Raw genomic sequence first — 20,192 nt, 5'->3', positions numbered from 1 at the left:
CGTCACCGTCGTATACGCGTTTCCGTTGGGCGGGCGGGGGGCACTGGTCGGGCAGAGGCGAGGGGGAAATGATGAGCCGGCACACACCGCCACCGACCATCCGAGCGCCGCGGGTGCTCGCCATCGTCCTGCCGTTGCTCGGCACCGTCACGCTGGGCAGTGCGTGCACGGCGGGCGACGCGGGAACCGACGTCGTGTCGTCGACCTCGTCGCCGACGACAGCGACGACAGCGACGACCACCCCGAGCCAGACGGACCAGCCATCCGCGAGCGCCGGCGCGCCGACGACCATCCCGACGTCGGCCTTCGTCGAGCTGCCCGCCGAGCTGCGCAAGTCGCCCCGGCGCACGACGCCGGTCGCCGAGGCCCTACCGAAGCTGTGCGGCAACGAGTTCGGCACCGGTGGCCGGCAGGTCACCGCGAGCGCGGCGATGACCGTCACCTACAAGAAGGCCGGCGAGCCGGACACCAACGTGCCGCAGGGCATCATCCACCAGACCATCTTCACCTTCGACGGTGACGGCGCCGTGGCCTACCTGCAACGCCTCCGCGACGCGGTGAAGGCGTGCCCCTCGTACGACCAGGGCGGGAACCCGGTAGCGGTCAAGAGCCAGGTGTTGCCGGGTGTCGGTGACGACGCGTTGCTGGTGTCCCGCGCGTGGGCGGAGACGAGCCTCAACGGCGAGCGGACCGGCGGCGACGCCTCCAGCCAGATCGCCGTGGCCCGGGTCGACGGAGTCGTCACCGTGTTCGACGACCAGGGCTGGGAAGGCAGCAGCGGCAACCCCGCCATCCTGGACCGCACCCTGCGCGACGGTGTGAAGAGCATCGACGCCTGGCAGCGCTGACGAACGCGGGGCGGTGCCCGACGGCACCGCCCCGCGCTTTCTCATGTACTACTGCCAGGCACTCTGCTGGGTGGAGACGAGGTTGCCGGGAATGACCGTGCCGTTGGTGCGCCACTCGGTGTACGCCCAGAAGTCGCCCTCGGCCAGTGGCCCGTTCGGCTTCAACGTGAAGTTGACGCTCTGACCGCGCTCCGTCGTCGGCGGTAGCGTCAACGTGGCGGGCGAATACGTGGCGTTGCGACCGATGATGGTGTGCCGCAGTTCGAAGTCGACGACCGGGCCACCGGGCACCTGCGCGAACACGTACGCGGTGTAGCGCCCCGGCTCGGGCAGGAACTTGTACGCCTGCTCCAGGCTGGTCCAGTACCTGTCACTGCTGTAGACCAGGGTGTCGCCCTTGTAGAGGTACAGGTCGAGGTTCGTGTTCGGGTCTTCGGTGTCGGCCTCGACGATGATGCCTGCGGTGTTCGCCGGCACGGTGAAGTCGACCTTCTTCACGCCGGAGGCGCTCGGGTCGAACACGCCGCCGTAGACGCCTGCCGGCATCGAGTACGACGTGCGCCGCACCGGTGTGTAGCCGGTGCTGCGACCCGCGAGCGGCCCGGTGAAGCCCGGCTGGATCATGCCGAAGGACCCGCTTGTCATCCGGCCGAACTCCTCGCCGTCGTCCCCGTACGGCCGGGGGCTGATCCCCCATGGGCGGGCGGCGACCGGGATCCGGGCGTTGTGCGCCCTTCCCTTCCAGGTGATCGACCCGGTCACGTACCGGTCGAAGGGCGCGCTTCCCCGGCGCAGCGTGATCGTCACCGTGGCGGACCTGCCCGGCGCCAGCGTCACCGACGCGGGCGTGACGGTGACCTTCATGCCGGCCAGGCCGGACACCGACGACCGGTACGTCTCCCGCTCCCTGCCCACGTTGGTCAGGGTGCGGGTGACGGTCACCGGACGGGTCCCGTCGTACTCGCGCAGCGAGATGGCCGGCAGGTTGAGTTCCTTGCCGTCGGGTGCGGCCGTCTCGCTGAACTCGGTCAGCTCCGCCGCCGTCGGCTCGATGACCAGTCCGGGGTCCTTGGCCCGGGCGAGGTTGATGAAGCCGCTGCCCTGGTCCAGAGGGCTGCTGGTGCCGACGGTGTCGGTGGCGGTGGTCCGCAGCGCGGAGGCGACCGCGCCCGGCGACCACTCCGGGTGCGCGGCGCGCAGGATCGCCGCCGCGCCGGCCACGTACGGCGAGGCCATCGAGGTGCCCGAGTACGCGTCGTACTGCCGCCCGAAGTTGCCCGCCGGTGACACCGCGGCGATGATGTCCGACCCCGGCGCGACCAGGTCCGGCTTGAAGACGCCGAAGGTCACCTTGTCCGGTCCGGTGGAGGAGAAGTCCGCGACGCTCGGCACGCCGGGGACGCTGGAGCCGTCACCGCCGTTGCGCAGGGACACCGTCGCGTCGGCGGGGTGGCGCATCAGGTAGTTGAAGAGGATGCCAGCCTGCTTCTCGGTCGGCAGGTACACCACCGGGAAGTTGTAGATCGAGTTGACCCGGTAGTTGCCGACCGGGTCGAACAGCACCATCGCGGCGCCGCCCTTCTCCTTGACCTCGGCGGCGGAGCCGAACGTGTCGGACAGCGCGCAGGCGACCACCTTGCCCTTGATCTTGGCGGGGTCGAGGCTGCCCGGTTCGCAGTACACCGCGCCCAGATCCAGTGATCCGGCCCGCTCGCCGAAGACCATCGCGCTCGAGGCGCCACCGGGCAACGCGTCGAGTGAGCCACCGACCAGCTTCGTGCCGTCACCCAGCCTGACCGTCGCCTCGTCGAGGTGCGTCACCGCTGCGCCGACAGTGGTCACCCAGGGCGCCGCGTTGCTGATGGCACCGCTCACGATGCCTGTGTTCCCGGCCGACGCCGCCACGAAGACCCCGGACAGGGTGGCGTTGAGGAAGGCGATGCCGATGGGGGTGTTCGCCTCCCAGTCGCCGAGCTCCGAGCCGATCGAGAAGTTCAGGACCTGCACCCCGTCGGCGACGGCGGCGTCGATGCCGGCGATGATGTCGGCGTCGTAGCCCATACCGCCCCAGAGCACCTTGTAGACGGCGATCTGGGCGTCCGGTGCCACCCCGGAGATCGGGTCGAAGCGCCGGCCGTCGATGGTGACGTCCGAGATCGGCAGACCGGCAGCCGTGGACGCGGTGTGCGTACCGTGCCCGGCCATGTCGCGGGCGGACAGCACCTCGCCCTCGGGTACGGAGCCGCCGCCGGCGAGCCACGTGTCGGCGAAGTACCGGGCACCGACGATCTTGCCGTTGCAGTGCTCGGCCACGAACGCGACTCCGGTCTGGCAGGTGCCGCGCCAGCCGGCGGGGGCGGGCATCTTCCTGGCGAACGACGCGCTCTCCGGCCAGATGCCGGTGTCCAGGACGCCGATCACCATGCCCGCACCGGTGGCGGGGCCGGGCTTGGCCGGCTTGGCCGTCGTCGGGTCTGCCCCGGCCGTGGTCGCGGGGGCCGTGGCGGCGGGGGCCGTGGCGGCGGGGGCCGTGGCGGCGGGGGCAGGCGCGAGGGGCGCCTTCGAGCGGGTGCCGAGGGCCTGCGCGGCGGTGACGGCGCGGACACGCTTGTCCGCCCGCAACGCGGTCGCCTGCTGGGCTGTCAGCTTCGCCGAGAACCCGTTGAAGGCGGTGGTGTACGCGGCCTTGACCTGGACACCTGCCGAGCCGGCGACGGCGGTCCGCTGGGCGTCGAGGTGTCGGCGGTACGCCTGCGACGGCCCCGACGTGACGTCCAGACGGTTGCCGGGCGTCGGCCGGGTCCGCGTCAGCCCCGAGGTCCCGCCGACGTACGTGGTGAGTGGTTCCTCGGCCAGTTGGACGACGTACACGCCCGTTCCGGTCGCGTCGACGGCGGCCTTGGGGTTGTCCGCGCGCTCGCTGTCGGGGCGACGGTCCGCCCCGTCGGTCAGGGTGACCTTCCGGTCGGACCCGCCGGAGAAGTAGCCCACGCCGTTGTGGGGCGGCCCGTCTCCGGGGGCCGCCGACGCCGGTCCCGCTACACCGGTTGTGCCGGTGATCATGGCGACGACCAGCGCCGGTAGCGCCAGTCTTCGCAGCCTGTTCCCGCTCGTGCCGTTAGCCACGAGGCTCCTTCCGCCTGCTCCCTGTGGAGCTGCCCTCATCGATCGCGATCCGCCAGTGGGAGCGCTCCCCCACCTAAGCCGTCGATGGTTAATCGACGATTTGCGCGGTGTTACGGATCGCTGGTGCACATAAGATCACGATGTGTCAGCCGCGCCTAGATCACTTTCTTCCAACGCGGCCGGAGCAGGGCGTACGCCCCGGCGAGGGCTCGTCAGGCCTGGAAGTCGACGAGCAGCTGATCACCCTTCTCGGTCACCCGGAACTTCACCGGCCGGGCCAGTCCGAACTGGACGAAGCACATGCCCTCGGCGTGCCAGACCGCGGTGTTGAGCACCAACGGGTCCCGCTGCGGCGCAGGCCGCTGCCCAAGGATGGTGTCGCTGCGCCCGACCTCCAGGTGCACCGTGTACGGCGCGTCGACGATCGGGCGCCGCAGCTGCGGGTCAGGGTCGGCCAGCACCGTGTAGAAGCGCAGCGACGCCAGCGCGGCAGGGGCGGCCGTCGCCGGACCGGGCAGGGCGAAGTCAAGGACCGACCGGACGTAGCCGGCGCCACGGTTGTCCGCCAGACGGATGCCCTGCAGGCGCGGCATCGGCTGGGCCGCCTGCCGCTGCGTGTCAGGGGTCGGGTGCCGGATCTCGGCGCGACGGACGAAGACCCCGGCCCGACCGAAGGCGCCGGGTGTCGAGGCGGACTCCGGGGCGGCCGTCGCGGAGGCCGGCCCGGCGGGCTGCGAAGGCGTCGGCTCCCGCAGTGGGATCTTCCATCCGACACCGGTCATGGCAGACGTCAGAACGAAGCTGCGACGGCGCATTGTGCGTTCCCCCGTGCGAATCGTGCCCGTGCCCGGGCAGTCGGTGGCATCCCCGGAGCGGGCGCTCCAGAGTTCTTTCGGTACGTCGGTCCCGACGCCGGCCCGACTGGCCGGATGCCGGGGAGCTACGCGGGAAGCGGTTGCCAGGGATCGAACGTGCGCCCGCCGACGCTGTCCTGGCGGCTGGCGCTGACCAGACCGTCCACACCGATGCGGAAGACGTTGATCAGGCCGGCGGCGTCCACCGCGGCGGCGAAGTCGATGGTCGGACCGTCCAGCGGGGTCCAGGCGTCGTCGTACGAGCCGCTCGATGTCGACTCCATGTTCACGCTCACCGCCGTGTCCGAGCCCAGCGCGAAGAGGGTGACAGGCACGTTGCGGTCGGACGGGTTGCTGACGATCGCCACCTCACCCGTTCCCGTCGGGCCGGTCACGATCGTCGGCGTCGCGTCGAACGTGCCGCCTGACGACACCTGCCGGAAGATCGCCACCTCCGCGCTGCTCTCCTGCCGGTAGGCCAGCCGCAGGAGGCTGTCCGCTCCGATGGCCACCTGCGGTGAGCTCGCGGGAGCGGGGGTCGCAAGGGTGTTGAGGGCGAACGCTCCGTTCGGCTGGGTCTGTGCCCAGTGCAGGACTCCGGTCCTGGTGGCGGCGAACACCTCGATCCGGCCGTTCGGGTTGAGAACCGCGGCGATGGCGTCCTGCGCGTCCGTGCCCCGCAGGTCGGTCCAGCCGCCCCAGCTGCCGTTGGCGCTGGTCTGGGCCTTGGCGCTGAGCCCTCCGCCGCCGTTCTTCAGGAAGATCTGCATCCGGCCGTCCGCGTTCCGACTGACCGTCGGGACGCCGATCTGGTCGGCGTTGCTCAATCCCGCGTTGGGGCTGCCGAAATCCACCCACGACGCGAGCCAGCCGCCGTTCGGCTGGGTCTGGAAGGTGGTGACGATGTGGTGGTCCGAGAGGCGGCGGGCGAAGATCTCGAGGCGGCCGTCGGCGTTGCTGCCCACGGCGAGGGTCGGCGCGAGCGGACCGCCGGCCCCATTCATGGCGAGTGGCGCCGACCAGCCGCCGGTCACGGTCTGCCACTGGGTGTGGACGACCCCGTTGCGGACGACGAACGTCTGGAGCCGTCCGTCCGCGTTGCGACCGACCCAGGCGGTCCCCCGAGCCCACCTGCGGTACGCCCGGGCCGGCCAGTTGTTCGGCGCGTACTTCACGTCGTAGTTCGCGTACAGGCTGAGCGTGGCGGTCTTGTCGGCGACCGCGGCGGCCGACAGGTTGGCCACGGACTGGCTGATCTCGTAGTCCCGGTAGCTGACCTGGATCGCCTTACTCGACGACGACGTGGCCGCATCGGTGGTGAAGCGGACCGTCGCGCGGTGGTCGGGGTGTTCCTGCGGGCCGTACCGGACATCCGGGTCGAGGTCCTGGAACCGCAGCACCGTCGGCTGGTACGTCGCGAGCAGGCCACTGAGCACGGCTGTGACGTCGGCGCGCTTGTAGGAGAACGACGTGGTCACCACCCCGGTCTCCGGAATGACGGACGTGTCTGTCGTCCCGCTGTAGATGTTGGCCAACTGGCCGTCGTGCAGGTTGAGAAACACCAGCGCCACGTCGGGTCGGGCGGTCAACCGGTAGCGCTCCACCTGCCTACCCGCGATCGTGAGCAGATCCGCCCGCCAGTCGGCCTGACCCGGGGCGATGGTCGTCACTCCGGCCATGCGTGCGTAGGCGTCCTGGACCCCCCGCTGCCGGTTGCGGGTCCGCTGCGCGTCGGTGGTGCCGGTGCCGGTGAGGTTGCCGGCGCTCAGGTACACGGTGACGCTGGGAACGCCGGCCGCGATGCTCGCGCTCACGTCGGGATTCATGAACAGCAGGTCGTCGTCCTCGTGCGCGACAACCTGCATGATCAGACTTGGCATGGCGATCTCTCTGCTCCTTTCCGGGCTAGCGCACGGCGAATCAGGGCACCGCCGCAGGTGGCGGTGCCCGATCCGGGTCTGGAAGGGCGGCCAGCATTGCATGATCGTTCTGGGCCGCGCTACCCCGCTTTCCGGTGTCTGGCGTGCCCGGCACGGCCGTCGGCGCGACAGGTTCGAAGCCCCTGTCGGCGCAGGTCATCGGGTGAACGGAGGCGGCACGGCGGCACGGCGTGACTGATCGCCGGGCACGACGTGGTCCCACCTCGGGGTTCGTGATCGGAGATATCGACGCGGGTTTCTCGATGGAGGCGGCGCGGCGCGGGCCGGTGGCGCGGGCGGGAGAGACGGCGGCGGTGACCGGCCGGTCCAGGCTCGAGCCACCTCGACATTCACGTGTGACCGGACGGTCGCCCGACCTGATCCGAAAGTGTTTTCAGGTTTGGGCGATGGTCGTAGGCGATTCCGCAGGCCGGGTGGGGCGGCGCCGCCAGAGCGCCGTGCACGCCCCCGCGAGCAGCAACCCCGCAGCGGGGCGGAATCCACCCCGGCGAGCGCACAGGTCACCGCGAGCAACGCCGGCGGCACCCGGCACCAGGCGGGCACGGTCCGCGCGGCGCGGCCCCGCCGTCGGACTGTCGCTCAGACGACGTGGCGCAGGTAGCCGGCGATCGCCGCGTCCAGCACCTCCGCGCCGGGACGCGCCCACACCTCGGCGGAGAACACCTCCACCTCGATCGGCCCGGCGTAACCGGCCGCGTCCACCGCCTCGCGCAGCCGGCGCAACTCGATGCACCCCTCGCCGGGCAGCGCCCGACCGAGCAGCGCCCCCTCCGGCAGCGGGGTCACCCAGTCGCAGACCTGGAACGCGGCGATGCGCGCGCCGGCCCGTGCGATCTGCGCGTACACCGTGTCGTCCCACCAGACGTGGTACGCGTCGACGACCACGCCGACCACCGCCGGGTCGAACCGCTCGGCGATCTCCAACGCCTGGCCGAGGGTCGCGATGACGCAGCGGTCGGCGGCGAACATCGGGTGCAGGGGCTCGATGGCCAGTCGTACGCCGGCCGCCGCCGCGTGGGGGGCCAGCTCGCCTATCGCGTCGGCGACCCGACGCCGGGCGCCGTCGATGTCCCGGCTGCCGGCCGGTAGCCCACCGGAAACCAGCACCAGCTCCGGGGCGCCCAGGGTGGCCGCCTCCTCGACGGCCCGCAGGTTCTCCGCACGCCAGTCGTCGGCGGAGAAGAAGCCGCCCCGGCACAGCGAGGTGACGGTGAGGCCGGCGTCGCGGACCAGTTTCGCCGAGCGGGCCAGCCCATACCCGGCCACCGGCTCCCGCCACAGGCCGATTCCCGGCACACCTGCCGCCACGCAGCCGGCCACCACCTCGGGCAGCGGCCAGCGCTGGGCGGTGGCCTGGTTGAACGAGAACCGCGCGAGGCTCACTGCTCCACCCCCGCCACCGTGAACAAGGCTCGGGCGCGGGCGGCGGCCAGCTCGGCGTCGGGCAGCAACCCGGCCGCGTCGGCAAGGGTGAGCAGGGTGGCGAGGTGCGCCGGAGACCGGCCGGACTGCGCGCCGCCGACCATGGTGAAGTGGTCCTGGTGCCCGGCCAGCCAGGCCAGGAACACGATCCCCGTCTTGTAGTGCCAGGTCGGTGCCGCGAACAGGTGCCGGGCCAGCGGCACGGTGGGCGCGAATATCTCGTCGTACGCCGCCACGTCTGCCCGGTCCAGGGCGGCCAGCGCGGCGGCGGCGGCCGGCGCGATGGCCGCGAACACCCCGAGCAGCGCGTCGGAGTGGCCCACCTCGTCGCCCCGGATCAGCTCCGGGTAGTGGAAGTCGTCGCCTGTGTAGAGCCGCACCCCGGCCGGCAGGCGACGGCGCAACGCGACCTCCCGGTCGGCGTCCAGCAGCGACACCTTGATGCCGTCGACCCGTGACTGGTGCGCCTTGATCAGCTCGACCACCGTGTCGGCGGCCAGGTCCAGGTCGACCGCGCCCCAGTAGCCGGTGAGCGCCGGGTCGAACATCGGACCCAGCCAGTGCAGCACCACAGGTTCGTCGGCGGCGCTCAGCAGCTCGTCGTACACCCGTAGGTAGTCCTCGGGGCCACGCGCCGCGGCGGCCAGGTGCCTGCTGCACATGAGCACCGGCCGGGCGCCTGCCGCGCCCACGTCCTCGAGCTGTTCGGCGTACGCCGCGGTCACCGCGGCAAGGGTTGCCGGGCCGGCCGGCAGCTGGTCGGTGCCGACGCCGGCGACGATCCGGCCGCCCACCGCGTGGGCCTCGGCGGCGCTGCGCCTGATCAGCTCCCTGGTCCCCGGGTAGTCCAGCCCCATCCCCCGCTGGGCGGTGTCCATCGCCTCGGCGACCCCCAGCCCGTACGACCACAGGTGCCGGCGGAACGCGAGCGTGGTGTCCCAGTCCACGGCCGCCGGGGCGCCCGGCACGTTCTCGGCGTCCGGGTCGGCGACCACGTGCGCGGCGGCGTACGCCACGCGACTGGTCGCGGGCGTCGACGGCCTGGCGAACCCACCGCCCCCGGTCAGCAGGTGACGCCGCCCTCCGGGCAGTACGACCTCGGCGGCGCTCACGCCCGCAGCTCCGGCACCTCGACGCGGACGCCGTCGCGGGCCGCGCGCAGCCCCAGTTCGGCGAGCTGCACGCCGCGCGCGCCGGCCAGGAAGTCCCACCGGAAGGGCTCGCCGGCCACGACGTGCCGCAGGAACGCCTCCCACTGCACCTTGAAGCCGTTGTCGAACTCCTCGTTGTCGGGCACCTCGGTCCACTGGGTGCGGAAGTCCTCGGTGACCGGCAGGTCCGGGTTCCACACTGGCTTCGGCGTGACCGCCCGGTGCTGCACCCGGCAGGTGCGCAGGCCGGCCACCGCGCTGCCCTCGGTGCCGTCGACCTGGAACTCCACAAGCTCGTCGCGGTACACCCGCACGGTCCAGGACGAGTTGATCTGCGCGATCACCCCGCCGTCGAGTTCGAAGACGGCGTACGCGGCGTCGTCGGCGGTGGCCGCGTACGTGCTGCCGGCCTCGTCCACCCGCTCGGGCACGTGCGTGGCGATGACACAGGACACGGCGTTGACCCGGCCGAACAGCTCCTCCAGCACGTAGTGCCAGTGCGGGAACATGTCCACCACGATCCCGCCGCCGTCCTCGGCCCGGTAGTTCCACGACGGGCGCTGCGCCGGCTGCCAGTCGCCCTCGAACACCCAGTACCCGAACTCGCCGCGCACCGACAGGATCTGGCCGAAGAAGCCCCCGTCGACGAGCCGCTTGAGCTTGCGCAGTCCCGGCAGGAAGAGCTTGTCCTGCACGACCCCGGTGCGGACGCCTGCCGCGTCGGCTGCCCGGGCGAGGTCGAGCGCGGCGGCCGTGTCCTCGGCGAGGGGCTTCTCCGTGTAGATGTGCTTGCCGGCCTCGATGGCCTGCCGGATGGCCTTCTCCCGCTGCTGGGTGACCTGGGAGTCGAAGTAGATCTCGACGTCGTCGCGGGCCAGCGCCGAGGTCAGGTCGGTGGTCCAGTCGGTCAGGCCGTGCCGCTCGGCGATCTCGCGGAGCTTCGTCTCGTTGCGCCCGACCAGGACCGGTTCCGGCCAGATGGTGGTGCCGTCGGCCAGCGTCACGCCGCCGGATTCGCGGATGGCCAGCAGCGAGCGTACGAGGTGCTGCCGGTAACCCATCCTTCCGGTCACGCCGTTGACGATGATGCCGATCGACCTGCGGGTCATGGTGTTCCTTCCGTCGTGCTGGTCGTGCCGATCCCGCGTCCTCAGTGGTTGGCGGCCGCGCTGCCGAGCAACCCGCGCAGGTCGGTGGCGAGTCGGTCGAAGCGGGAATCCGACATCACCTGCGCGTAGTCGCGGTGCGTCGGCAGCTCGACCGCAAAGGTGCGGATGATCCGGCCGGGCCGGGCGCTCATGACCACGACCCGGGTGCCGAGGAAGACCGCCTCGGCGATGGAATGGGTCACCAGCACCACTGTGGTGCCGGTCTCCCGCCAGATCCGGTGCAGCTCGGCGTTCATCTGCTCCCGGGTCAGCGCGTCCAGGGCGCCGAACGGCTCGTCCATGAGCAGCACCGGCGGGGCGTGCAGCAGGGCGCGGCAGAGGGCCACGCGCTGCTGCATGCCACCGGACAGCTCGTGCGGCAACGCCTTCTCGAACCCGGTCAGGCCGGTCATCTCGATCAGCTCGTCCGCCCGGCGGGCCGCCTGCGTCCGGTCCATGCCGCGCATCTCGGCCTGGAGCAGGATGTTGGCCCGCGCGCCGCGCCACTCCAGTAGCGCCGCCTTCTGAAAGACGAAGCCGATGTCCTTCTGCGGGCCGCGTACCGGGCGCTCCAGCAACGACACCTCGCCGCTGGTCGGCGTGACGAGACCGGCGACGATCTTCAGCAGGGTGGACTTCCCGCAGCCGGACGGACCGACGATGGTGACGAACTCTCCCGGCTCGATGTCGAGCGACACGTCGTCCAGGGCTGTGGTCTGGGACCGTCGGGAGCTGAAGCGGACGGTCACTCCGGCCATCCCGATGGCGGTGCCGGCGCGCGCCGGCGCGGCGGTCACCGGGTCACCCCTGCGCCGCGTAGGAGGCGTCCCAGTACGCGTCGGGCGCCCCCGGGTTCTTCAGCTCGGCGTAGCGGGACATCAGGTCGATGGTCTCGCTCCACTGGGCTTCGGTGTTCACCCCGGGCGGGCCGTCCGCGCCGATCAGCGGCAGGTTGAGGGCGAGCTGCTTGGTCAGCACCTCGGGGGCGGGCTCGTTCTCGGCCAGCGCCGTCATCGCGCTCACCGCGCCGGCCGGGTCGCGGGCGGCCTCGGCCCACGACTTCTGGGTGGCCCGGACGAACTTGCGGGCCAGCTCCGGATCCTTTTGAAGGGTCTGGGTGTTGGCGATGAGGCCGGTGCCGAGCAGGTTCATCCCGTAGTCGGCGAAGAGCAGCACGTCGACCTTCTTGCCGGTCTTGCTCTCGATCGTCGGCGCCTGGTCGTGGAAGAAGCCCATGATCGCGTCGACCCTGCCCTCGGCCAGTGCGGCGATCTTGCCGGCGGCGTCCACGTTGACGACCTTGACGTCGTCCTTCTTGAGGCCGTTCTTCTCCAACCACGCCGGGAAGGTCGCGTAGAGGGCGTCGCCCGGCGTGCCGCCGACGGTCTTGCCCTTGAGGTCGGCCGGGGTGGTGATGGTCTCCTCGGTGAAGAACTCCACAGAGGACGGACCCTTTTCCAGGTACGCGCCGAGGCTGCGCACCGGCATGCCGCTGGCCACCGACTTGAGCAGCACCGGGCTGTCCGCCCAGCCGAAGTCGGTCTGTTTCTGGGCGACCTGCTTGACCGTGTTGCCCGAGCCGTTGCCGGGCAGGATCTTCAGGTCGATGCCCTCGGCGGAGTAGTAGCCCTTCTGCAGGCCGTAGTAGAAGGGCGCGTGCTCGCCGTACGGCACCCAGTTGAGGGTGAGGGTGACCTGCCTGCTGCCGTCGGCGTTGGTGTCGCCGGCGGAGTCGCCCCCGCCGCAGCCGGTGGCGGCGAGGAGCAGGGCGGCGGTGGCCAGGATGGTGGTGGCGGTGCGTTTCATCAGTGCCTCCGTGATGGGGTCGGTCAGGAGGTGGTGAGCGGTACGCCGGCGCGACGGCTGGCGTGCCACGGGATGAGCAGGGCCTCGGCGACCTCGACGAGGACGAACAGGACGATGCCGATGGCGGACATCAGGATCAGGTCGGCGAACAGCAGCGCGGCGTCGAGGTTGCCGTTGGCCAGCAGCAGGACGTAGCCGAGCCCTTCGCTGGCGCCGACGAACTCGCCGACGACCGCGCCCACCACCGCGAGGGTGACTGCCACCTTGAGGCCGGCCATCAGGTGCGGCAGCGCGTTCGGGAATCGGATCTTGCGGAACGTCCGCCAGCGACCGGCCCCCATCGTGGCGGCGAGGTCGAGCAGCTCCGGGTCGGTGGAGCGCAGGCCAGCCACGCCGGAGATGACCACCGGGAAGAACGCGATGAGGACCGCCAGGATGACCTTCGGGGTGAGGCCGAGGCCGAACCAGACCACGAGCAGCGGGGCGATGGCGATCTTCGGAATGACCTGTGCGAACAGGACGATCGGGTAGAGCGCCTTGTCCAGGGTGCGTGAGTAGGCGATGCCGACCGCGGCGGCCAGCCCCAGCGCGGCGGCCAGGACGAAGCCGAGCACCGTCTCGTAGAGGGTGACGAGGGTGTGGCGGGCCAGCTCGGACCACTGCCCGGTCATCGTGGTCCAGACCTGGCCGGGGGTGGGCACCAGGTAGTTGGGCACGTACTCCCGGGCGGCGACGAACCACCACGCGGCGAACAGCGCGACGAGCACAAGCGCCGGGCGCCAGAGGGAGTCGGCCACGGCCGCCGCGCGACGGCCCAACGTGGGTCGCGGTGGGCGGCCTCCACCTCCTGGGGCGGGACCTGCCACCGTGGACGACGCAGCGTCGCCGGTGGCCGCCGTGGCGGTGGCCCGCGGGTCCGCCGTGTGCAGAGCGTTCTCGGTCACACGGAACCTCCTCGGAGTTCGGGCACACCCGTGGGCCGGGCCGATCGGCGATCAGGCAAACGCTTTCCTGGAGCGTAGGCGGCGCCCGAAAAGCAGGCAAGGCCTTTCCTCGATGTGTTTGCGACGCCGGCGCGACAGTCCCTGCGGGACGGTCAGCCGGTCGCTGGGTACGTGTCCAGCAGACCGCACATGCCCAGCCGGCCCCGCTCGACCGGCTCCCCCACCGCGTACACCCGGGCGTCGCCCAGATGGCAGGCGTCGCCCCGCTCCAGCGCGTCGAGCTGTTCGCCGGTGCCGGCGGCGGCCCGGCCGGCGCCGGCCGCCCACCGCCGCCGCCAGTCGGCCACCAGCGGTCGGCGCAACGCCAGCGCGGCGTCGTGGAACGCGGCGAGCGCCGCCGGACCACCGGCCCGCAGCGCCTGGAAGCCGGTCACGGCCAGATCCCGCCGGCGGTACGCGGCCCGCACGTCGGCCCCCGGCGCTCCCCCGTCGGGCAGCGCCACAGCGGCGGCGTACGCGTCGGGGTCGGCCAGCACCTCGGGAGGGAAGGTGAGCACGGCGTCGCCGGCCTCGGGCAGGCCGCTGTTCTGCATGAGCACCACTATGGTCAGCCCGCCGCCGTTGACCAGGCGGTGCACGGTGCCCGGCCGGAACCAGACCACCGCGCCCTGCCGCAACGGCGTCTCCCGGTAGCCGTCGGCGGTCAACGTCTGCACCGCGCCCACGCCGTCGGTCACCACGTACCCCTCGGTGCAGCACAGGTGCACGTGCGGGGTGCCACCGACCACGCCGTCCGGCGCTACCGTGTCGTAGACCCGCAGCCGGGACACCCCGATGCCGCCGGGCAGCGCGGCGAGGGGATCCGGCTGGCGTACCGCGAAGCGATCGGACACGGCCGGGCCTCCCTGCGGGAAAGGGCTTTCACTGCGGTACCGTGACGCTAGCCGGCACGGCGAAAAGCCGTCAACAGAACGAGGGGGCGGCCATGGCGACCCTGTCCGACGTGGCGCGACGCGCGGGTGTCTCACCCGCCACCGCCTCCCGTGTGATCAACGGCAGCAGCAAACCGGTCACCGACGAGCTGCGCGAACGGGTGTTGGCGGCCGTCGCCGAGTTGCAGTACGTGCCCAACGCGCACGCCCAACTGCTGGCCCGCTCGCACCGCAGCGCCGTCGGCGTGATCGTGCACGACGTCTCCGACCCGTACTTCGCCGAGATCACCCGTGGCCTGCAACGCGTCGCCACCGACCAGGGCCGGTTGCTGATGATCTGCAACAGCTACCGCGACCCCGACCGCGAACTGGAGTACGTGGAGCTGCTGCGCGGCCACCAGGTGGCGGCGCTGATCCTCGCCGGCTCCGGCTACCACGACGAGGCGTTCACGAGGCAGCTCAACGAGAAGCTCGCCGCGTACGAGGCGACAGGTGGGCGGGTCGCGGTGATCGGCCGGCACGAGCACTCCGGCGACGCGGTGATGCCCGACAACCGGACCGGCGGCTACCTGGCCGGCCGGGAGCTGTGCGAGCTGGGGCACCTGGCGATCGGCGTGGTCGCCGGCCCACGCATCCTCACCACCACTACCGACCGGCTGGCGGGGCTCCGCCAGGCCCTCGGCGAACAGGGCCGGGACCTGCCCGAGCGGCGGATCCGGTACGCCGAGTTCGACCGCGACGGCGGCGCGGAGGCCACCGCCCGTCTCCTGGACGCCGACCCGGAGCTGACCGCGATCGTGGCGCTCAACGACTCGATGGCCATCGGCGCGCTCGCCACCCTGCGGGCCCGGTCGCTGCCCGTGCCGCAGCGGGTCTCCGTGATCGGCTTCGACGACATGCCGATCGCCCGGGACGTCACCCCGCCGTTGACCACCGTGCGGCTGCCCCTTGTCCACATGGGGGTACGGGCGATGTCGCTGGTTCTCGGCGCGGAGACGCTGTCCCCCCGGGTCGAGGTGCTGCCCGCCGAGCTGGTCCGCCGGGACACCACAGGCCCCGCCGCTCCAGCGACGAACCGGCCGGCGCCCCGGGCGCGGCGGGCCGACGCGGCGTCATGACAGTGGTCAGTCCGACCCAGCGTCCCCTCACGACTGACGACGTGGCGTACCTGGTCCGCGCGTCGTTCGGCCCACGGTCCCGGGTGCGCGAGGCGCAGCCGCTCACCGGCGGCGGGTACGCGACGGTGTGGTGGGCGGCCCTCGACGACGACCGCCGGGTGGTGCTGAAGGTGGCCCCGCCGGCCGGGACGCCACTGCTGCGCTACGAACAGGGGCTCTGCGCCGCCGAGGCCCGGTATTTCCGGCTGGTCGCCGAGGAGGTGCCGCAGGTGCCGGTCCCCGTGGTGCTGCACCACGGCACCGACCCGGCGTACGGCGAGTGGCTGGTCACCTCGATGCTGCCCGGGCGGTCCCTGCACGAGTTGTCCGAACACGACGTCGACGACTCTGCGGTGCGGTACGACCTCGGGGTGGCCCTCGCCGCGCTGCACCGGATCACCGGCGACCGGTTCGGCTACGACGGCGAGCGGGCCGCCGGGGCGACGTGGCGGGAGGCGTTCGGCGCGATGGTCGACGCGCTGCTCGCCGACGCGGGCGACTGGAACGTCCCGCTGCCGATCACCGGGGGCGACCTGCGCGCCGTGGTGCGGCGGCACGCCGACGTGCTGGACGAGGTGCGCCGTCCTGCTCTGCTGCATTTCGACTGCTGGGACGGCAACGTGCTTGCCGCTCCCGAAACGCACGGTCGGTTGCGGCTCAGCGGCCTGGTCGACGGCGAACGGTACCTCTACGGCGATCCGTTGCTGGACCTGGTCTCGCCGCGGCTGTTCCGCCGCGTCGAGGACGAGCCGGACCATCCCCTGCTGGACGGCTACCGGGCCGCCAGCGCCGAACCGCTGGTTCTGGACGACTCCGCGCGTCGCCGTCTCGCGCTGTACCGGCTACACCTGTACCTGCTGATGATCGTGGAGATGCCGAGCCGTGGCATGACCCCGGGCAGCCATCCCGGGCGGCACGCCGGGCTGGCTGCCCTGCTCAGCGAGGAGGTCGCCGCGCTCGGGCCGGTCTGACGATCGACGCGGGCGGCGCCCGGCGCGAGGCCGGACGCCGCCCGTCCCTGCTCAGGGCAGGTCGATCGGGCGCAGCACCCGGTCCACGGCGTGCGCGATCTGCCGGTTGCCCTTGTTGACGTCGAAGCTGACGACGCGGGCGTTGCGGTCGTTGGTGTCCGCGTCGACCAGCCGCACCTGCCGGAAGAAGAACAGGTACGTGCGCACGTCGACCTCGACGGTCGAGCCGAGCGCGGTGGTCAGGTCCGTGCCGTCGGCGCGGACCGCCGTGTTGCGGTCGATCGTGGCGCCCGGCACCACGTGGTAGAGCAGGACGTTCTCCACGGTGTCGATGCCCAGACCGGCGACCGCCGCGAACGCGGCGCTCTCACTCGGCAGCTTCGTGGAATCGGTGATCTCGCGTACCAACTGCTGGAAGGCCGCGTCGGTGGGGATGAACGCGGTGAGCGCGACGGTGCCGTCGGTCAGAACCTTGACCGGCGAGTTCGGCTTGGCCTCCAGCACGGCCAGCACGGCCGCGGTCAGCACGTCGAAGTCACGCGAGTTGCGGTCGAAGCCGCTGGTGTCCTTCGTGAGCACCTGGGCGAGGGACGTCGTGCCGAGCGGCTTGGCCTTACCGGTGGCCGAGGCGGCCGGCACGGCGACGGCCGTGGTGGCCAGCGCGGTGGCCATGGCGCCCACCGCCATCCTGGCGGCGAGTCGTGCGATCTTCATCAGCGGGCCTTTCGTCGAAGCGACGGATCCGTGACGTCTCGTCACGACCCATGCTTCGCACCGGGTACGCCCCACGGATGCACCTGCCGTAAACGGATTGTCCGAGCCTCGTGCGGAGCCCTAACCTCGCCCGGTGCTGATTCGGGAGTTCGTCGACCAGGACTGGTCGCAGGTGTGGCCGGTCATCCACGAGGTGATCCGGGCACAGGAGACGTTCACCTACGATCCCGCGATGACCGCCGAGCAGTCGTACGCCATGTGGGTGGAGTCCCCGCCGGGTCGGACGGTCGTCGCGGTCGACGGCGGGCGGGTCCTGGGCACCGCGAAGATGGGTACCAACCGCCCCGGGCCCGGCGCGCACGTGTCCACCGCGAGTTTCATGGTGGCCGCCGACGCGCGCGGGCGGGGCGTGGGAACCGCGCTGTGCCGTGACGCGCTGGCGTGGGCCCGTGCCCGGGGGTACGCCGGCATGCAGTTCAACGCCGTGGCGCAGAGCAACCGGTCGGCGGTCGACATCTACCGGCGGGAGGGCTTCGAGGTGGTCGGTACGGTGCCCGGCGCGTTCCGCCACCCCACCCTCGGCCGGGTCGGCCTGCACGTCATGTATCTGGAGTTCTGAGCGGGGTTCGTCTCAACTCGAGCCGCCGGCCGGCGCGGGACGGAGCACCCGCTGGCCGCTGGCCGGCTCCGCACCGGCGCGGCGGATCGGTGTGAACAACCCACCGACGGCGACCAGCAGGCACCCGGCGCCCGCCGCGAGCGTCACGGCCTGGACGCCGTACCTGCCGGCGGACCAGGTCAGCACCGCCGCGCCTGCCGGCCCCAGCGAGTAGTGCGTGCTCCAGAACGCCGAGGTGACCCGACCGAGCAGGTGGTCAGGGGTGATCTCCTGGCGCAGCGACATCGAGCAGATCCCGCCGATGCTGAGGCAGCACAGGTACACCGCGGTCAGCGCGGTGACCGTCGGGACGCTCGTCGCGACGCCCACGCCTGCCACCGCGCACCCGCATATCGTGTGCGCGCTGATCCAGGTGACGCCGAAGCCGCGCCGGCGACGCAGTGGGGCCACCAGCAACGCTCCGGCCACCGTTCCCAGGGCCGCCACCCCGAGCACCGTGCCGACGGTGCCTTCGGAGCCGCCGAGGTCGTGTGTGACGTGATAGATCAACACGTCGGTGAAGCCGTAGGTGAGGAAGATGAACACCGACAGCAGCACTGTCAGCGCCCGGAGCACGGGCTGTCGCCACAGGAACCGCGCCCCCGCCAGGAACTCGGCAAGCGGGCGCTGACGCACGGCCGTGACGTCGTCGCCGACCTCGACGGGCCGCAGGCGGATCAGCCACAGGCCGGCCGCGGACAGCGCGAAGCTTCCCGCGTTGACGGCGATGGCTGTCGCCGGGCCGAAGCGGGCCGACACCACACCGGCGAGCAGCGGCCCCAGCACGGCCATCGCCGCGTACGTCGCCTGCAACCGGCCGTTGGCCTCGGTGATCCGGTCGGAGTCGACGAGGTTGCGCACCGCCGTCACCGCGGCGACCTGGAACACCATGCCCGCCGCCTCGCAGATCGGCAGCACGACGAAGAGCAGCCACACCTGCGGGCCGGCGAGCCACGCCAGCGGCACCAGGGCGTACAGCACCAGCCGGGCCAGGTCCGCCGCGATCATCAGGGTGCGGCGGTCGTACCTGTCGACGAGCACCCCGCCGAAGATGCCGGCCACGACGGACGCGGCGCCCGCGACGGCGGTGAGCAGACCCATCCGCGCCACCGACCCGGTCGCCTGGAGCACCAGCAGCGGCACCGCCAGGTAGGCGAACGCGTCACCGGCCGCCGAGAGCGACTGCGCGACCCAGTACGTGCCGAAGGTGCGGTCCCGCCACAGCGACGGTCGGCCGGTGCCGGCAGGTCGGCTCATGGCGCCGAGGTTAGTACGCCGTCCCCCACCGCACGGCCCCCGACGGGCCGAGCCGGCCACGGGAGGGATTCCCGCGACCGGCTCCGGATCCGCTCGGGTCAGCGCTTGCGCAGCGGAGCGAGCGCGCCGCTCCAGGCGACCACCTGGTCGAGTGTGGTGTTCAGCGCGTCCTCGTGGAACGTGTTGGGCTTGAAGACGCTGAAGTTCTCGAAGTCGGTGAAGAGCGACAGCGCGACCTGGGACCGCACGTCGGCCATCTGGAGTTCCCCGGCGATCAGGCGCAGGTGCTCGACGGCACGCGCCCCGCCCACCGAGCCGTAGCTGACGAACCCGACAGCCTTGTTGTTCCACTCGCCGTAGAGGAAGTCGATGGCGTTCTTCAGGGCGCCCGAGGTGGAGTGGTTGTACTCGGGGGTCACCATGACGAACCCGTCGTACGAGGCGATCGTCTCGGCCCACTTGAGCGTGTGCGGCTTGGTGTACTGGCCCATCGACGGCGGGTACGCCTCGTCGAGGTGCGGCAGCTTGTAGTCCAGCAGGTCGATCAGCTCGTACTCCGCGTCGGAGCGCTGCTTGGCGACCTCGAGGACCCAGCGGGCGACAGCCTCGCCGTTGCGCCCGGGGCGGGTGCTGCCGAGGATGATCCCGATCCTGGTCATGGTGGCGCCTTTCAGGAGTGGTTCTGGTGGACACGCCGACGCTAGCGGGTCATTGCTTGGTCAAGCAAATAGCTCTGGTATGACTGCCCCCACACCGAGAGTGGGCATTTGACAGATCAAGCAACTACGCTGGGGCGCATGGCCAGCACTCCCCCAGAGCGTCCGAAACCGCTCACACCTGACGAAGAGGCACTGGTACGCGCCCTCGGCCAGGTGATGCACGTGCTGCCCCGCACGATCGACGGCGACATGATCGGTGACCGGCAACTGCCGCTCACCGAGTACATCGCCCTGATGAACCTCTCCGAGGCGCCGGACCGGCGGATGCGCATGCACGAGCTGGCCGCGCTCTGCCACCTCTCGCTCAGCGGCATGACCCGCACGATCATCCGGCTGGAGAAGCAGGGCCTGGTGAAGCGGGAGCAGTGCGAGCAGGACGCCCGAGGCTGGAACGCCGTCCTCACCGACGCCGGCTTCGCCCGCCTCGAGGAGTCCTGGCCCAGCCACCTGGCCGCCATCCGCAGGCGGTTCCTCGCGCACTTCGAGGGCTTCGACCTGGCTCAGCTGGCCCGTGCCTTCCGCAGCGCGGGAACGGTGAGCTGAGC

18 protein-coding genes are annotated in these 20,192 nt (G+C 71.7%); 5 read left to right on the top strand and 13 right to left on the bottom strand.

Annotated elements, in window-relative coordinates; translation table 11 throughout:
* Window positions 1–71 precede the first annotated feature (71 nt).
* A complete protein-coding gene (locus tag ACFY1S_RS16810; protein ID WP_387118407.1) occupies window positions 72–848 on the top strand; it encodes a hypothetical protein in 777 nt (258 codons plus the stop codon).
* A gap of 48 nt (window positions 849–896) precedes the next feature.
* On the opposite strand, the gene ACFY1S_RS16805 is transcribed toward ACFY1S_RS16810, so the two are convergent.
* The 10 genes from ACFY1S_RS16805 to ACFY1S_RS16760 form a co-directional block, all read right to left on the bottom strand.
* On the bottom strand, window positions 897–3,974 hold the full coding sequence (locus tag ACFY1S_RS16805) for a S8 family serine peptidase (RefSeq protein ID WP_387118403.1): 3,078 nt from the start codon (window positions 3,972–3,974) through the stop codon (window positions 897–899).
* A 212-nt stretch (window positions 3,975–4,186) separates the two neighbouring features.
* Entirely contained in the window at window positions 4,187–4,756 is a 570-nt protein-coding gene (locus ACFY1S_RS16800; RefSeq protein ID WP_387118400.1) for a hypothetical protein, read from the bottom strand.
* 158 nt (window positions 4,757–4,914) lie between these two features.
* Complete coding sequence (locus tag ACFY1S_RS16795; protein WP_387118397.1) at window positions 4,915–6,708, bottom strand: PIG-L family deacetylase; 1,794 nt, start codon at window positions 6,706–6,708, stop codon at window positions 4,915–4,917.
* 639 nt (window positions 6,709–7,347) lie between these two features.
* A complete protein-coding gene (locus ACFY1S_RS16790; protein WP_387118394.1) occupies window positions 7,348–8,151 on the bottom strand; it encodes a sugar phosphate isomerase/epimerase family protein in 804 nt (267 codons plus the stop codon).
* Window positions 8,148–9,302, bottom strand: coding sequence for a dihydrodipicolinate synthase family protein (locus ACFY1S_RS16785; protein ID WP_387118391.1), 1,155 nt, complete (start codon window positions 9,300–9,302; stop codon window positions 8,148–8,150). Before ACFY1S_RS16785 ends, ACFY1S_RS16790 begins: the two co-directional genes overlap by 4 nt.
* Complete coding sequence (locus tag ACFY1S_RS16780; RefSeq protein ID WP_387118388.1) at window positions 9,299–10,450, bottom strand: Gfo/Idh/MocA family protein; 1,152 nt, start codon at window positions 10,448–10,450, stop codon at window positions 9,299–9,301. Before ACFY1S_RS16780 ends, ACFY1S_RS16785 begins: the two co-directional genes overlap by 4 nt.
* Before the next feature lie 41 nt (window positions 10,451–10,491).
* Window positions 10,492–11,247, bottom strand: a complete 756-nt coding sequence (locus tag ACFY1S_RS16775) for an ABC transporter ATP-binding protein (protein ID WP_387119309.1) — start codon at window positions 11,245–11,247, stop codon at window positions 10,492–10,494.
* Between the two features lie 43 nt (window positions 11,248–11,290).
* Window positions 11,291–12,295 (bottom strand): ABC transporter substrate-binding protein, encoded by a 1,005-nt coding sequence (locus ACFY1S_RS16770; RefSeq protein ID WP_387118385.1) that lies wholly within the window; start codon window positions 12,293–12,295, stop codon window positions 11,291–11,293.
* Between the two features lie 23 nt (window positions 12,296–12,318).
* Window positions 12,319–13,239 carry an ABC transporter permease gene (locus ACFY1S_RS16765; protein ID WP_387118383.1) on the bottom strand — a complete coding sequence of 307 codons (921 nt, stop codon included), beginning with the start codon at window positions 13,237–13,239 and terminating at the stop codon, window positions 12,319–12,321.
* A 152-nt stretch (window positions 13,240–13,391) separates the two neighbouring features.
* Window positions 13,392–14,132, bottom strand: coding sequence for a cupin domain-containing protein (locus ACFY1S_RS16760; RefSeq protein ID WP_387118380.1), 741 nt, complete (start codon window positions 14,130–14,132; stop codon window positions 13,392–13,394).
* A 92-nt stretch (window positions 14,133–14,224) separates the two neighbouring features.
* On the opposite strand from ACFY1S_RS16760, the gene ACFY1S_RS16755 reads away from it, so the two are divergent.
* Together ACFY1S_RS16755 and ACFY1S_RS16750 are read left to right on the top strand one after the other, a co-directional pair.
* Window positions 14,225–15,289, top strand: a complete 1,065-nt coding sequence (locus ACFY1S_RS16755) for a LacI family DNA-binding transcriptional regulator (protein WP_387118377.1) — start codon at window positions 14,225–14,227, stop codon at window positions 15,287–15,289.
* On the top strand, window positions 15,286–16,299 hold the full coding sequence (locus ACFY1S_RS16750) for a phosphotransferase (RefSeq protein ID WP_387118374.1): 1,014 nt from the start codon (window positions 15,286–15,288) through the stop codon (window positions 16,297–16,299). The genes ACFY1S_RS16755 and ACFY1S_RS16750 overlap by 4 nt, the downstream gene beginning before the upstream one ends.
* 51 nt (window positions 16,300–16,350) lie before the next feature.
* On the opposite strand, the gene ACFY1S_RS16745 is transcribed toward ACFY1S_RS16750, so the two are convergent.
* Window positions 16,351–17,013, bottom strand: a complete 663-nt coding sequence (locus ACFY1S_RS16745; RefSeq protein ID WP_354822072.1) for a fasciclin domain-containing protein — start codon at window positions 17,011–17,013, stop codon at window positions 16,351–16,353.
* Window positions 17,014–17,146: 133 nt separating this feature from the next.
* Here ACFY1S_RS16745 and ACFY1S_RS16740 point away from each other — a divergent pair, with 133 nt between their 5' ends.
* The gene (locus ACFY1S_RS16740) at window positions 17,147–17,632 is read left to right on the top strand and encodes a GNAT family N-acetyltransferase (RefSeq protein ID WP_387118371.1); all 486 of its coding nucleotides are present in this window, start codon (window positions 17,147–17,149) and stop codon (window positions 17,630–17,632) included.
* Between the two features lie 12 nt (window positions 17,633–17,644).
* On the opposite strand, the gene ACFY1S_RS16735 is transcribed toward ACFY1S_RS16740, so the two are convergent.
* Together ACFY1S_RS16735 and ACFY1S_RS16730 are read right to left on the bottom strand one after the other, a co-directional pair.
* Window positions 17,645–18,928 carry an MFS transporter gene (locus tag ACFY1S_RS16735; protein WP_387118368.1) on the bottom strand — a complete coding sequence of 428 codons (1,284 nt, stop codon included), beginning with the start codon at window positions 18,926–18,928 and terminating at the stop codon, window positions 17,645–17,647.
* Between the two features lie 98 nt (window positions 18,929–19,026).
* Complete coding sequence (locus tag ACFY1S_RS16730) at window positions 19,027–19,587, bottom strand: NADPH-dependent FMN reductase (RefSeq protein WP_387118365.1); 561 nt, start codon at window positions 19,585–19,587, stop codon at window positions 19,027–19,029.
* Window positions 19,588–19,725: 138 nt separating this feature from the next.
* Here ACFY1S_RS16730 and ACFY1S_RS16725 point away from each other — a divergent pair, with 138 nt between their 5' ends.
* Window positions 19,726–20,190: a MarR family winged helix-turn-helix transcriptional regulator gene (locus ACFY1S_RS16725; protein WP_387118362.1), complete on the top strand. Its 465-nt coding sequence runs from the start codon at window positions 19,726–19,728 to the stop codon at window positions 20,188–20,190.
* Window positions 20,191–20,192 lie beyond the last annotated feature (2 nt).

Origin of the sequence: Micromonospora sp. NPDC000663 (assembly GCF_042898105.1) — a bacterium.
Lineage (GTDB): Bacteria > Actinomycetota > Actinomycetes > Mycobacteriales > Micromonosporaceae > Micromonospora.
The sequence above is the reverse complement of the archived record's forward strand: the minus strand, read 5'-3'. Positions and strand labels throughout refer to the sequence as shown.